This is a genomic window from Acinetobacter sp. ANC 4910, from assembly GCF_004331035.1.
In the GTDB taxonomy this organism is placed as follows: domain Bacteria; phylum Pseudomonadota; class Gammaproteobacteria; order Pseudomonadales; family Moraxellaceae; genus Acinetobacter.
In genome coordinates, this window is record NZ_SJNT01000012.1 from 90,026 (window position 1) to 105,081 (window position 15,056).

Consider the following 15,056-nt stretch of genomic DNA (forward strand, 5'->3'; position numbering starts at 1 on the left):
ATAGAGCGACACTTTACATAAGACGACATTCGCTTAGCATTTTACGACACTGCTTTAGTGAAGGCTTCAATAGATGGTGATTCAATCGAGGTCAAAGCTTGAGATTATGATGTAAACCTTGAAGCGATAAAGCATGAAAATTATTTAACTCAACCACGCACAATATTTTTTAACTGGGAGTAAATTTGCGTAAAAAAAGCTCAAATTTAACCTGATCATTAACCCATTAGCCGAGTAACGATCAACTCAAATTCGAGCTGGCTATTTATACAGATTTATATCAATAGATGAATTTATCCGTGAAATATCAATGCATTTTTAATTGCGGTCTAGCCGACTTAGATAACACATCCTTTAACATCAAAATGCTGGTTTTAAATAGCCCATGCAATGCAATTTGGTGAAATCGATACAGTGACATATACATTAAACGAGCAACAAAGCCTTCAATATTGATATTGCCCATGACATGCCCAACACTATTACGGTCGCTTAAAGACACGAGTGAGCCTTTATCCTTAAATACAAACTCTGGAAGTGGCTGAGCTGCAATATAAGCTGCTAAGGCTTTTTCCAAAAAAATTGCCTGTTGATTGGCCACTTGAGCACGCGGTGCTAAAGGACGCTCCTTGCCTTCTGGTGTATAACTCGCACAATCCCCCATCGCAAAAATAGAATCATCTCGTGTCGTTTGCAAGGTCGACTTAACGATGAGTTGATTAATACGATTGGTTTCTAATTCGGCAATATTATTGAGAAAATCTGGGGCTTTAATTCCCGCAGACCAAACCTTTAAGTCAGCAGGTAATTGCGTTCCATCATCAAAATAAATATGGGTGTCATCAATCTTCTGCACTCGGCTTTTCGTTCTGACCTGAATACCTATGTTGAGTAATTCTGCTTCTGCCAAACTTGATATTTTCGTGTTCAGTGCAGGTAATACGCGATCTGCCGCTTCAATTAGGGTAATACATACATTATCGGGTTTAATACTGTCTAAACCATATTTACAAAATTGATGCGCCGCGAAATGCAATTCAGCCGCTAATTCGACCCCTGTTGCACCCGCACCAATGATCGCGATATTGAGTAAGCTGTGCTGCGTATCTTCGATTAAGGTATTGGCTTGAGCTTGCAGATACAGATTTAAAAACTCTTTCTGTAAATAATCTGCCTGTGCACGAGAATCCAGACATACACAATGTGCTTTTGCGCCTTCAGTATTAAAATCATTTGAAGTCGATCCTACTGAAACCACCAAAATATCGTAAGCAATAGAACGACATGGCGCAATTTGCTCACCTTGATGAGAACTTAATTCTGCAAGTTGAATCTTTTTTTCGGTACGATCGATATTGATCATTTTCCCCAAAAAGAACTCAAAATGATTTTTATTGGCATGTGCAAAGTAATTCAATTCATCATCATGTGAATTCAATGTTCCTGAAGCCACTTCATGTAAAAGTGGTTTCCAAATATGCGTTAAAGTTGCATCGACCAAGATAATTTCGGCTTTATTTTTTTTGCCTAAACGGTTCCCTAAACGCGTAGCGAGTTCGAGCCCACCTGCTCCACCACCGACAATTACGATCCGTTTCTTACAATTTTTGTTTTCCAGTTGCATTGTTGTTTCTCCAATTGTTTGATGGTTATGAAACATCCGATTCATAATCATCAAATAATTGTCTAGCGTTCCATTGCGCTTAGAGTTGTATCAAAATGTATCGCAAAATAATAAAATACAAATAAATGATAGTGAACATTTATTTAATAAATAGTATTAAAAATTTAACGAGATCAGAGGGAAAATTAAACGTTAAATATCAGCAACAAAAAATTAAAATTATTTATTTTTATATATTTTTCAAAAATATATTTTGACTAAATTTTAAAAACTCATATAAATTTTATGAAAACAAAGGAGATAAAATTCTGTTTTTTTAATGTACAATTCAACTTTCAATCGTCTTATTTTTAACCAAAATGAATAATTTTAAGAGAAGCAAAGAAAAAAATCATACAGATTAGGGGTACTCATCAGGAGGAATCATTGTGCGAATAGTTTAGAAAATAGCGTTTTTTGAACAATAAGTTGGCGGGGAAAAACCTGTAATTGAAAGACAAATTTTGTCTTCTGTATTTAAAGGCAAGTGGTGAATAAATATTGGCGCTTAAATAAGACAGTTTTTAATTATGATATCAAGAAAAAGTCATACCCCTTTTCCAAGAAGTATGACTAAAATTATTAGGTTTGAGCTAGTACAGTTTACTGCAACACAAATTAAATCAATTAGGCCAACAATTCGACTTTGGCAAGATTCGAATATTTAGCACGTGCGGCATGTAGCTTTTGATAACTATCAAGTAAACGTTGATGACGATCTAACCCTTCAAGTTTCATACTGGTTGGCGTTAAACCATAGAATCGAACGCTACCATCGACTGAACCCACGGCTGCATCCATGTGTTCATCACCAAACATACGGCGGAAATTGACTTCATAATCTTCAAGTTCCATTTCATCATCCAGTTCAACTTCTAACACGACATTTAAGCATTGATAGAACAAGCCACGTTCAACCGTATTGGTGTTGTATTGCAAGAAGGTTTCAACCAGATCTTTCGCTTCTTCAAATTGCTGTAAAGCTAAATAAATCATTAGTTTGAGTTCTAGAATCGTGAGCTGCCCCCAAACCGTATTGTCATCAAACTCAATCCCGATCAGGGTTTTGATATCGGTGTAGTCATCCAACTCGCTTTCTTCTAAGCGTTCAACCAAGGCTTCAAGCTGTTCATCATCTAGGCGATGTAAATTCAGTGTGTCTTCACGGAACCATAAGGCTTTATTGGTATTGTCCCAAATTAAGTCTTCAACCAAATACACTTCTGAATAGTCAGGCACTAATATACGGCAAGCTGTAGCACCTAAATGCTCATAAACAGCCATATAAACTTCTTTGCCCATATCTTTGAGGATATCGAACAAAATTTTGGCTTCATCGATATTTTTTGCATGCCCTTCTGCACTGAAGTCCCAGTCTACAAAGTCATACTCAGATTTTGCACTAAAGAAACGCCAAGACACCAAGCCACTCGAATCGATAAAGTGTTCTACAAAGTTATTCGGTTCAGTAACTGCCTGTGAACTAAAGGTAGGACGCGGTAAATCATTTAAACCTTCAAAACTACGACCTTGCATTAACTCGGTTAAGCTACGCTCAATCGCCACTTGCATATTTGGATGAGCACCAAACGATGCAAATACACCACCAGTACGCGGATTCATTAAGGTGACACACATCACTGGGTACTTTCCGCCCAATGATGCATCTTTCACCAAAATAGGGAAGCCTTGCTCTTCTAAGCCTTTAATCCCTTCAATGATACTTGGATATTGCGCCAGTACATCCGCAGGTACGTCTGGAAGTGCAATTTCACCTTCAATGATTTCGCGCTTCACTGCACGTTCAAAAATCTCGGATAAACATTGGACTTGTGCTTCGGCTAATGTATTACCCGCACTCATACCATTACTTAAATATAAGTTTTCAATCAAATTGGTTGGGAAATACACCACTTCGCCATCGGACTGACGTACATAAGGTAATGAGCAAATACCACGCTCAGCATTGCCTGAGTTGGTATCATATAAATGCGTGCCTAAAAGTTCATTTTCAGGGTCATAAATTGCTTTGCAATACTCATCCAAAATCTCTGGTGGTAATTCACCGTTTGGACCAGGTTGGAACCATTTTTCATCTGGATAATGTACAAATTCTGCATTCGCAATTTCTTCACCCCAGAATTGATCGTTGTAGAACAGATTACAGTTCAAACGTTCAATAAACTCGCCCAAGGCCGAAGCTAAAGCACTTTCTTTGGTCGCACCTTTACCATTCGAGAAACACATCGGAGAATGTGCATCACGAATATGCAACGACCACACATTAGGCACAATGTTACGCCAAGACGCAATTTCAATTTTCATGCCTAAGTTAGCCAATAACGCTGACATGTTGGCAATGGTTTCCTCTAAAGGTAAGTCCTTGCCTGTGATATGAGTCAAGTGTTCAGACGCCAGATTCGGCATTAAAAGCGCTTGTGCATCTGCATCAATACTTTCAACTTCTTCAATAACAAAATCGGGGCCTGTTTGAATGACTTTCTTTACTGTACAGCGGTCAATCGAACGTAAAATCCCTTGGCGGTCTTTTTCTGAAATATCGGCTGGTAGCTCAACTTGGATTTTAAAAATCTGTTTATAACGATCTTCAGGATCAACAATATTATTTTGCGATAAGCGAATGTTATCGGTTGGAATGTTACGTGCAAGGCAATAGACCTTAACAAAGTAAGCGGCACACATCGCTGAAGATGCTAAGAAATAGTCGAATGGTCCTGGGGCTGAACCATCGCCTTTGTAGCGAATAGGTTGGTCAGCAATTACAGTAAAGTCATCAAATTTAGCTTCGAGTCGAAGGTTATCGAGATAATTGACTTTAATTTCCATGTTGGCACCTAATGATGCTTATATGCCTACGGCAGACAGATAAGCGTCGAAAATATTGAATTAAAAGCAGAATGCAATGAAGAAATTGGTTTGCAAAAAGAATCAGCCAAAGGCTTGGAGCTGATTAAAAAACGGCTTAACGAATGCGCGTAGATTTTACAGATTTCTGGCTCAAAGTGGAAATGCTATCTTGAGATTTATGCAATTTTTCCCATAAGCCCGTACATTTTAAATATGCACTATATTCAATTGTTAGGTTTTTCAAAACAAAACACATCCAAACAATATGTATAGCATGCACTGTGCAAATGAATCATGTATTGATAAACATGGTGATATTCCCCTGAATTCTCAGAGAAATATCAAAAGTCTGTCCTTGGGTCAATTCGACCTATGCAAGCTTGGCATCACAATTTTGATGACAATATGCCTAACTCAATTTCTCTAACTGAAAATCTTCAAATGCATCAAATGGTCGCCCTGAATTTGGGTCAATAACTTCCACATAATTTTGCCCCCATACGATGAGGTTACGATCTTTCACACCATGAAGTTCAATCTGGAGCTTTCCATCATCATTGAACGCAAATTTTCCGTTAAAAGTTTCAGACTTCTTGCTGCCACTATTCCCTTTCCGCACCAATTCAAAGCTTTGATCCTGATTCAATGTTAAGTCAACTGTTGATCCTTCACAGCCATCACAGAACGTGGGACAAGTCACACATGGCGTAATGCCTCGGTATTGCCCCACCCAAAGCTGCAATTGAGGATCTACAACTTTCATCGTTTTTTCAGTTTCACGAGTTGAATGCTCAGCTTGTTTTGACTGGCTACAGCCCAAACACAAACTGGCAAAGACCAATGAACATAGTAATGATGTTTTCATTTAGAATGTCCAGTTCAAAGTAGCGGTTGCCTTAAGTGGTTCACCAGGCTGAACCCAATTATTGGTATAGCTTGCAACGTAATAATCTTGATCGAAGAGATTATCGATATTCAATTGCACGCGTAAATCAGGACGAAGTTGTGCATACGCACCCACATTTACAACCGTAAAATCAGGTAAGCTCGTAGCATTATCAATATAGTTTGCACTGCGCTTGCCATAATAATTCACATGACCAATCAAACCAGCATCATATCCCGCAAGGTTGAATTGGTAATTTGCACTCAAATTTGCCGTATGCTTCGGGATATTCTTTAATCTTGCTCCTTTTGCCTCAACTTCACTCTCTACAATTGAAGCATCCGTAAACGTATAATTTGCATTTAAACGCAGATGATCTGTGAACTGGTGTTGTAATTCAAATTCAACCCCGTGGCTTTGCACGCGTCCACTATCGACGTAACTATCACTGATTCCTTCAGTTAACAGATGTTGTTTATCGAGATCAAAATAAGTGAGTCCCAACCAACTTTTGGCTTGGAATTGATATTTTGCACCGACTTCCCAACTTTCAGTTTTCTCAGGATCATACAAGTCATTGTTTTTATTTAATCCTGTATTCAGTTCAAAAGCTTTGCCCCAATTCGTATAGAAAGATAGTTTCTCAGTTGGTTGATAATTGATTCCTGCACGCGGAGTAAATGGTGTAAACGCTTGTTCAGCAGATTTTCCACTACGATGGTCATCGATTTGCTGTTCTAAACGATTTGCACGTCCCCCAATCAAAACGTTCCACTGATCATTCAAGAAGATTTGATCTTGCAGGTTAAAGCCCAGCATTTGCTGCGTTTCTTTGGTGTTTTTGGTGGTTCGTGTTAATGGCAAAATATTCTGACCATATACAGGGTGATCAAGATTAATCTGACTCGATGCTCCCGCAGCACTACGGCGTTGTAACTGATCAATCGTATAGTGACCCACTTCTATGTTAGTGACCAACTCATGTCGAATTGATCCCGTATTAAATTTACCCCGCAAAATCGACTGAAAGTTCGTAGTCTCGGTTTCAAATTGACGTGAACGACGGAAACGGTTTGCGGTCTGTCCATCTGCGGCGATGGAAGAAATTTCAGTCGACGTCCCTACTCGCTCACCATGACTATAAGTAAGGGCTGTCGTGTTGTTCCAATCATCATTAAATGCATGATTCACACGCAGTTGAACCATTTGATCTTGAATTTCAATATCACCGTCGCTAGGTTCGCCCAAAAATGTTTTTTTGTTCAGCTTCAATTGCCCATTAACCATTGGAATACCTCTGTCGAATACCCCTTTCGATTGAGCAAACTCGGTATCCAAATTCAACTGGGTTTGCGCTGAAAGCTTCCAAGCCAGTTGCGGCGCAATATAATAATGTTGATTATCTACTTGATCCCGAAAGCTCTGATTATTTTCATAAGCCAATCCCAGTCGATAAGCCAGATCCTGATTCATTGCACCTGTGGTATCCAATGCAGCACGATACTCTTCAAGCGTGCTGCCACTTAGACTTAGGCTATTTATAGATTCCCATTCGGGTTGTTTGGTCGTGATATTCATAATCCCACCAATTGCGCCTTGCCCATACATCGCTGCCATCGGGCCTTTTAGGAAATCAATCGCGTGGATATTCACCATATCTCGAGGTGTATGAATACCACTCACCGAACTTAAACCATTACGCATGTAGATGGTGCCCATATTCGGGTCTGTGCTAAATCCTCGAAAAGAATAATTATCCCAAAAACCACCACCATAACTGTCTTGATAAACAACACCATTGACCAATGACAAGGCATCACTGACCCGCTGAACATGATGATTTTGAATGTCCTCATTGGAAACATGGGACTTTGTAAATGGAACTTCTAATAAGTCATGATTAAACTGGGTAATCGCCTGAGATGAGGTGTGTCTTTCATCCTGCTTTTCAGCGGTTAAAGTGATGGTCGACAATTGGGTTGCTTCTGTTTTTGCTTCAACCTCTACTGCATGACTGGTTTGAGCATTTAAGCCAGATATTGCACCGAGCATTACACTACATAAAACTTTAAAAATTCGAGGGCTAATCTGTGCTTGAACATGTGACGAAACCATCACGCCATTCCCTTTAAGGAACGGATTTAACTTGAATTGAGACATTTCAATTCCTTTAATGCGTAAAATCCCCTAAGAACTCTCCATGCTTAGAAAAGTTCTCTGACTAATTGTTGTGAAATTTAGGCAAATAAAGGTGGGGCTCGCCCTTGAGGCGTGAGAAATAGTCGCTGTAAAACAAAAAAGACATGTTTAAACGCTTTTTGAAATGCAAGCATACGAACTTGCAAACGCTTAAAGACTTCTTTGATTTCGATATTAAGATGAGCAACCAGATGTGTATACACCGTACAGAAAATACAGTGATGATCAACAGAATGTTTGTGCTCAGAATCTGAGTGCTGCATGTTTTGCATAGCATGTACAGATTCAGAATGCGAATGGTGGTTAGTCTGCTGAGTTGCTTTCGTCTGAACTGCTAATTCAGCAATAGTGATACAGACCTGAGCAATTTGGAACTTCTCAGGTAATAAGGGCTGCAAAAAAACTGCAACATGTATCCACATCGCTATTAAAGCGAGCACGAAAGATGCTCTCAACCCAATCCCGTCTAAAATGATGAACGCGGAAAACTAACATAGATGTAACACTTGAATCAATTATCCTTCCTAAAATCGAAATACTGTTAAAAACCATTCATTGCTCAACAATCACTAATGTTGAATCAAAGTAACATTCAGTTCATTTTTGAAATACCTTGTTCTTTTATCACCCTATCAATCGTTTTTTATACTTAGAGGATGCACGATATTTATGCATTCATAATTCCACATCAACATTTTGAAAATTATGTTTTAAGAAGAGTTGAGAAACATGCGAGTCACGTCTCTATCAGACGATTCAACTTTATTCATGTGGCTATAAGGCAGCTTTTAAATATTCCACATTTGTTCTATGGAAGTAATTTGACTATACACATGCTGATGTTCTGCATGTTTGACCGCACACCACAGCTCCATAAAACGCTTACCCAAATAGGTCTGTAAAATATGGTTTTCTTTAAACAAGGCTAAAGCATCCAACTGATTTGTAGCTAAAAAAACATGGTCAGCGGGATCACTAACTTGGTTCATTGCTGTAGGAACGACTAAACGATGGGTCAAACCATGTAATGTGCCTATTAACATCATGGCAGTGGTCAAATATGGATTACAGTCCGCGCCTGCTACACGGTATTCTAATCTGCTATTTTCAGCATCTGAACATGGAATCCGAATTGCGACATTGCGGTTATTCAGTCCCCAATTTGCCTCTAAAGGCACATGGTTGCCTTTCTGGAAGCGTCGAAAAGAATTGATATTAGGTGCAAGTATCGCCATGCTTGGCGGTAAAAGTAGAATCAGCCCACTAATCACTTTTAATAATTCAGCAGATACCAATTCATTTGGCTGCATACGAAACACATTCCGTTTGGCTTGATCTAAAAGGCTCATATGAAAGTGCATACCACTCCCTGCTTTATGAAGGTCAGGTTTTGCTAAGAAACTGGCCCTTAATCCATTTTTTAAAGCCACTTGTTTGATCGTGCGCTTTAAAAGCATAATTTGGTCGCATAATTTAAGAATATCGTCCATATGCTGAATATTAATTTCATATTGCCCAGCAGATGATTCCGCAACGATGCCCGTAATATTGATGCCTTGCAAAGTCGCAATATACTCAACTTCATCTAAAACCTGTTGATAGCTATTAGGCGCCTGAACGTCAAAACATTGGCTAGATACCATAGTCCCTGCATTTGCATTCAGATCAGACAGGTAAAATTCTAATTCCGCAGCCATACAAGGATATAAATGCTGTTTTTCGAGTTGTGCCAATATTTTCTTTAAGATATTTCGTGGCTCATATTCGCAGTCATCATCCCCTTCTTTCATACTTAATAATAATTGAGCATTCAATTCAGGCTCTAACGGACAAGGTTGTAAACTTCCCAATACTGGTTTGCAAAAATAATCTGGCTCACCAATTTGTTTGCCTAAACCTGTTTCTTCTACCACCACCCCGTCTAGGCTCATCGCATAAATTGAAAGTGGAAAATAACACCCTTTACTCAGTTTTCTAAGACTGCTGACATCAATTCGTTTACCGCGCACATGCCCGTTAATGTCATATAAACAAATATCAATATGCTTGGTATTGGGATATCGAGTGAAATAGCTTTCTACTTCATCTAAAAACAATATTTCGTCTAAATCTAAAGTTGAGCTATCAAGGGGAATGTTTATTCTAGAACTGTGTTGTTTATCTTGTATCGTGAGTAAGCTACTCATTATCTAAACCCTATTCATTTGAATGGACTCAAGATAAATGAGGCATGCCATGAAGTAACGTAAATGTTGCGTAAATTTTAAAAATAACCATACAAAACAAAATATTAAAACTTATTAAACCTTTATTTTGATTTGTATAAAGATGCTCATTTCAGACTTATGACTGCATCACCTTAAATAAAAAAAGCCCGAAATCATTTCGAGCTTTTTTAAAATCAAACTAAATTTATATCCCTTATGGGCAGACTCATTTTTATGGGCTTAGAGGTTTTTCTTGGCTTTAAAAACCTGTAGTTTCTACGGGTAAATGCTTACCTAACAAAGAAAAAGTAACGTCCGCAACTTCCAACGGGTCTGAACTGGTCCAGATAATATGATTCCCCTCATTTGGACGTTCAGACCTTAAATGATATTGATTGAGCTGCCGAATTAGTTGTGCTGTTACAGCTTCTGAAGGCTCAATAATTTGAATATCACGACCGACAATATCCTGAATCGTATCTGAGACAAATGGATAGTGTGTGCAACCTAAAATAATCGTATCGACTTTTTGCTCGACCAGCGGCGCTAAAATATTGTTTAAATAGTCTTTAACTTCCGCTGTGTGTGCTTTACCCGTTTCAATTTTTTCGGCCAGACCAATACAAGGCACTAAAGACACTTTGATATCTTGTGCGTAAGTTTCGATTAAATTCTTGAGATTTTTTCCCTTAACCGTCGTCGCAGTTGCCAACACAGCGATATGCTTACTCACGGTCATTGCCACAGCAGGTTTTACTGCTGGTTCTATGGCAATCAGTGGCACATTAATTTGTGCTCTAATCGTTTCAATCGCTACCGCAGTCATGGTGTTACAAGCAACAATAATCGCTTTGCACTTCCCGTCATTTATAAGATTTGAGATTAGGTGAGTAGTTCTTGAAACAATCCAGTCGCTTTCTTTGTCGCCATAAGGAACATATTTCGAGTCAGCGAAATAGATAATGTCTTCATTCGGAAGAGCCTCCCGAATATGCTTAAAGAGAGACAACCCGCCTAAACCAGAATCAATCATTCCAATCGGGCTATTCTTCTGATTCATTATTTTTCCAATTTAAAATTCTAAAAGAAACTCTATTTTTCATTATTATATTATATTTTTAGTGCCCTTTTAAATCAGGCCTTAACTGAAGGCCTGATTTAAAAATATATCCTTAACTTATTGATTAAATAAATATTGATAAACAATATACGCAGCCAGTTTTGCTGTTCTATTGTCTAAATCAAATTTTGGATTGCACTCAGCAATATCTAAAAGTTTGATTTTTCCAGTCTCTTGAATATGCTTAAAAATTGCTTCAAAAGTGGCTAAATCAATTCCTTTTACAGCAGGTGCACTGACTCCGGGTGCAACCGCGGCTGCGAAGACATCCAAATCAATCGTAACGTACAAGCAGTCTACTTTTTCAATAAAAGCATCAACTGCCGCAAGCACGTTGTTTAGGTTAAAAATATTAACCTCATGATCTCTTAAATATGAACAATTCAGCGCATCGGCTGTATCAAACAAAACTTTAGTATTGGCATGGTTAGCGACCCCAATACATAAATAATTAAATTGTTTTTGATGATGCTCAGATAGTTTTGCAGCTTGCAAAAATGGTGTCCCAGAAGATGCCTGTTCTGCTTCTCTTAAATCAAAATGTGCATCAAAGTTAATAATGCCAATATTTTTATCAGGTTCATGGGTTTGCAAATACTGAAACAGCCCGCTAAAGCTGCCATAAGCAACCTCATGCCCACCGCCCAAAACAATCGGTTTTTCACCTTGCGCGAGTGACTCAGCGACTTGGTCTGCAAGTGTTTGTTGCGCCTGTTCTAACAAGCCATTTTCGCAAATAACATCTCCACGATCGGCAATGCTTATTGGCTGATGCACAGGTAAATTGGCGAGTTGCTTACGAATCGCATTCGGTGCTTCAGCAGCGCCTATTCTCCCTTTATTGCGCTGCACGCCTTCATCCGAACAAAAACCAATCAACACATACTCTGCACGCTCCGACTGATTCATAATGTGGAAAATACGTTGATGATGGATTGCATCACCATCATGTCGCCCCGTCCATTGGAATATATTGCTCATTTGATTATCTCGATAAAATTAATAACCTGTGCCAGAAACCAACACTTAATCTTTCTCTAAAGTCCGATCAAGCTATACATTAGAATTTCAATTCCTGTGCTTGATGTATGATTCGTTTGGTTAAATCGCCACCTAACCAATAGGTAATTTCAGATGGATGCTCAATTTCCCAAGCAATAAAATCTGCAACTTTACCGACTGCTAAACTGCCATGTGTCTGCTGCAAACCTAATGCCTTCGCTGCATGAATTGTGGCACCTGCTAGTGCTTCTTCTGGTGTTAAGCGGAAAATCGTACTGGCCATGTTCAGCATTAAACGTAATGACAAACTAGGAGATGTACCGGGATTCAAATCTGTCGAGATTGCAATCGGGACATGATGTTGTTTCAGCGCATCAATGAATGGATATTTTGTTTCTCTTAAAAAATAAAATGCGCCCGGCAAAAGCACTGCAACGGTGCCCGATGCTGCCATGGCTTTCACATCATCTTCAGTAATATATTCCAGATGATCTGCGGACAAGGCTTGATATCGGGCTGCCAAACTCGAACCCGCTAAAGCTGATAATTGTTCCGCATGAATTTTGACTGGAATTCCTAAATTTTGAGCTGCCTTAAAGACCCGTTCAACTTGTTCAGGGGTAAATGCTAAATATTCACAGAAAGCATCAACTGCATCGACCAAACCTTCAGCATGCAGTTTAGGTAGCATTTCCGTACAGATATGCTCGATATAAGCATCGCTTCGACCTTCATATTCAGGTGGAAGTGCATGTGCAGCTAAGCAGGTGCTTTTCACGGTAATGGGTAAATGTTGGGATATTTGACGAATCACGCGTAGCATTTTTCGTTCATTTTCATAATCAAGCCCATAACCTGACTTAATTTCAATGGTGGTGACCCCATCTTTAAGTAAACTTTTTACGCGCTTCAAGGCACTATTTAAGAGTTCTTGCTCGGTTGCCGCACGAGTTGCTCGAACTGTACTTGCGATTCCGCCACCCTGAGCCGCAATTTCGACATAACTTACACCTTGCAGTCTTTTTTCAAATTCAATACTCCGATTACCCCCAAAAACACTATGGGTGTGGCAATCAATAAAACTCGGCGTGACCCAAGCTTTATTTAAATCATTGGTTTCATCATAATGATCATGTGCTAAGTCTTGTTCTGCCCCAATCCAGCAAATATTATTCTCTAAAGTGACAATAGCTGCATTCTCAATGATGGAATATTTTCCATCCTGCATTGTGGCAACGTGACAGTTGTGCCAAAGTTTCTTCATGACTTATTCCTAAGATTGCTCAAATACCCATTTATATTTGAGCAATCAATATTTAACGCTCTAATTTAAGATTATCGGGAAGCTCTGATTCAACTTTTACTGTATTTTGTTTTGGTTTTACCCAAATATTGAAGGCAATCCAAAGCAATGCTAACCAACCTGCACCAACATATATGGCTGGGCGCGAGTCTGGGAAATAACCAATCATTGCCAAAATAAAGAGTAAGAAAACAATTGCGAATGCTGGTGCATACGGCCACCCAATGACAGGAAAATCAAGGGCTTTAATTTGCTCAGTCGATAGCTGACGACGCATTGCAACCTGAGAAAGTAAAATCATCAACCAGACCCAAACTGTAGCAAAGGTCGCTATTGAAGCAATGATCATGAAGATATTTTCAGGGATGAGATAGTTCAGAACAACACCGACTAACAGTACGCCCGCCATGACAACAACCGTCATCCATGGCACACCGTTACGTGATAGTTTTTGGAATACTTTAGGTGCTTGACCATGATTAGCCATACCAAATAGCATACGTCCTGCACCAAATACATCACTGTTAATTGCTGAGACTGCCGCTGTAATGACTACAATATTCAAAATGGTTGCAGCTGATCCAATACCCAGATTTTCAAAAATTTGTACAAATGGACTACCCTGACTACCAATTTGGTTCCATGGGAAAATTGACATCAATACAAAAATAGTCAACACATAGAATAATAAAATACGAACAGGTACTGCATTAATTGCACGAGGAATGGTCTTTTTAGGATCTTGTGATTCGCCAGCAGTTAAACCAATAATTTCAATACCACCAAAAGCAAAAACCACTACAGATAAACAAGCCACTAAGCCCGTGATTCCATTAGGCATGAAACCTTCATGAATCCATAAGTTCTGAATACCCGGTACAAAACTGCTATGGTCTACATGAAAACCATAAAACATTAACCCGAAGCCACCTAAAATCATGGCCACAATTGCAGTGACTTTGACAATCGACAGCCAGAACTCCAACTCTCCAAATACCTTGACGTGGATCAGGTTTATGCCACCTAAGAACATAATCAGTGAAAGAATCCAAATCCAACGCGGTACATCGGGATACCAAAAGCCCATATAAATACCAAAAGCAGTAATATCGGCCAAAGCAACAATGATCATTTCAAATACATAAGTCCATCCCGTAGTAAAACCTGCCAATGGACCAATATATTGTGTGGCATATTCACTAAATGAGCCTGAAACTGGATTTTTAACCGCCATCTCACCCAATGCACGCATGACAATATAAATGGCAATGCCGCATACAATATAGGCCAATAAGACAGATGGCCCTGCCAGTTTTATGGCAGTAGCCGAACCATAAAACAGTCCTGTTCCAATGGCTGAACCTAAAGCTAAAAATCGAATATGACGGGTATTAAGCCCCCGTTGAAGTGAAGCCTGTTGTGACATATTAATCTCCAATCCTTGAGGAAATTGAGTTAGTTACGACCACTCCATGTGGCCGTTTTTTTATCCATCACATATTTATAAACTTGGCAATAAATTCGGAAGCAGCAATTCATTTAAGCAACCGCTTGCCAGCAATTCACTTGCCTGCTCAATATCAGGAGCAAAGAAACGGTCTTCACTGTAGTAAGGCACTTGGTCGCGCAAGATTTTACGGGCTTGCTCAAGTTTAGGCGAGCTTTTTAAGCCTTCACGGAAGTCTAGACCCTGACAAGCGCCTAACCATTCGACCGCTAAAATGCCACGAACGTTATCGGCCATTGGCCAAAGTCGTTTTCCTGCATTCGGAGCCATTGATACATGGTCTTCCTGATTGGCTGAAGTT

General features: G+C 39.2%; 11 protein-coding genes. All 11 read right to left on the reverse strand.

Annotated features, from left to right (window positions below; all coding sequences use genetic code 11):
- Positions 1-307: 307 nt before the first annotated feature.
- Entirely contained in the window at positions 308-1,624 is a 1,317-nt protein-coding gene (locus E0H82_RS13165; RefSeq protein ID WP_131265210.1) for an NAD(P)/FAD-dependent oxidoreductase, read from the reverse strand.
- Positions 1,625-2,290: 666 nt separating this feature from the next.
- Entirely contained in the window at positions 2,291-4,510 is a 2,220-nt protein-coding gene (locus E0H82_RS13170; RefSeq protein WP_131265211.1) for an OsmC domain/YcaO domain-containing protein, read from the reverse strand.
- 430 nt (positions 4,511-4,940) lie between these two features.
- Positions 4,941-5,396, reverse strand: coding sequence for a copper resistance protein NlpE N-terminal domain-containing protein (locus E0H82_RS13175; RefSeq protein ID WP_131265212.1), 456 nt, complete (start codon positions 5,394-5,396; stop codon positions 4,941-4,943).
- Positions 5,397-7,577 carry a TonB-dependent receptor gene (locus E0H82_RS13180; RefSeq protein WP_228258664.1) on the reverse strand — a complete coding sequence of 727 codons (2,181 nt, stop codon included), beginning with the start codon at positions 7,575-7,577 and terminating at the stop codon, positions 5,397-5,399.
- Between the two features lie 77 nt (positions 7,578-7,654).
- A complete protein-coding gene (locus tag E0H82_RS13185; protein ID WP_323052916.1) occupies positions 7,655-8,056 on the reverse strand; it encodes a DUF2946 domain-containing protein in 402 nt (133 codons plus the stop codon).
- Between the two features lie 348 nt (positions 8,057-8,404).
- Positions 8,405-9,802, reverse strand: a complete 1,398-nt coding sequence (locus E0H82_RS13190) for a glutamine synthetase family protein (RefSeq protein ID WP_131265213.1) — start codon at positions 9,800-9,802, stop codon at positions 8,405-8,407.
- Positions 9,803-10,082: 280 nt separating this feature from the next.
- Positions 10,083-10,883 (reverse strand): glutamate racemase, encoded by an 801-nt coding sequence (gene murI, locus E0H82_RS13195; protein ID WP_131265214.1) that lies wholly within the window; start codon positions 10,881-10,883, stop codon positions 10,083-10,085.
- Positions 10,884-11,000: 117 nt separating this feature from the next.
- Positions 11,001-11,924 carry a formimidoylglutamase gene (gene hutG, locus E0H82_RS13200; protein ID WP_131265215.1) on the reverse strand — a complete coding sequence of 308 codons (924 nt, stop codon included), beginning with the start codon at positions 11,922-11,924 and terminating at the stop codon, positions 11,001-11,003.
- 79 nt (positions 11,925-12,003) lie between these two features.
- Positions 12,004-13,209 (reverse strand): imidazolonepropionase, encoded by a 1,206-nt coding sequence (hutI, locus tag E0H82_RS13205; protein WP_131265216.1) that lies wholly within the window; start codon positions 13,207-13,209, stop codon positions 12,004-12,006.
- Positions 13,210-13,261: 52 nt separating this feature from the next.
- Entirely contained in the window at positions 13,262-14,674 is a 1,413-nt protein-coding gene (locus E0H82_RS13210; protein ID WP_131265217.1) for an amino acid permease, read from the reverse strand.
- A 75-nt stretch (positions 14,675-14,749) separates the two neighbouring features.
- A partial coding sequence (locus tag E0H82_RS13215; protein ID WP_165492956.1) for an aromatic amino acid lyase occupies positions 14,750-15,056 on the reverse strand: 307 nt, incomplete at its 5' end.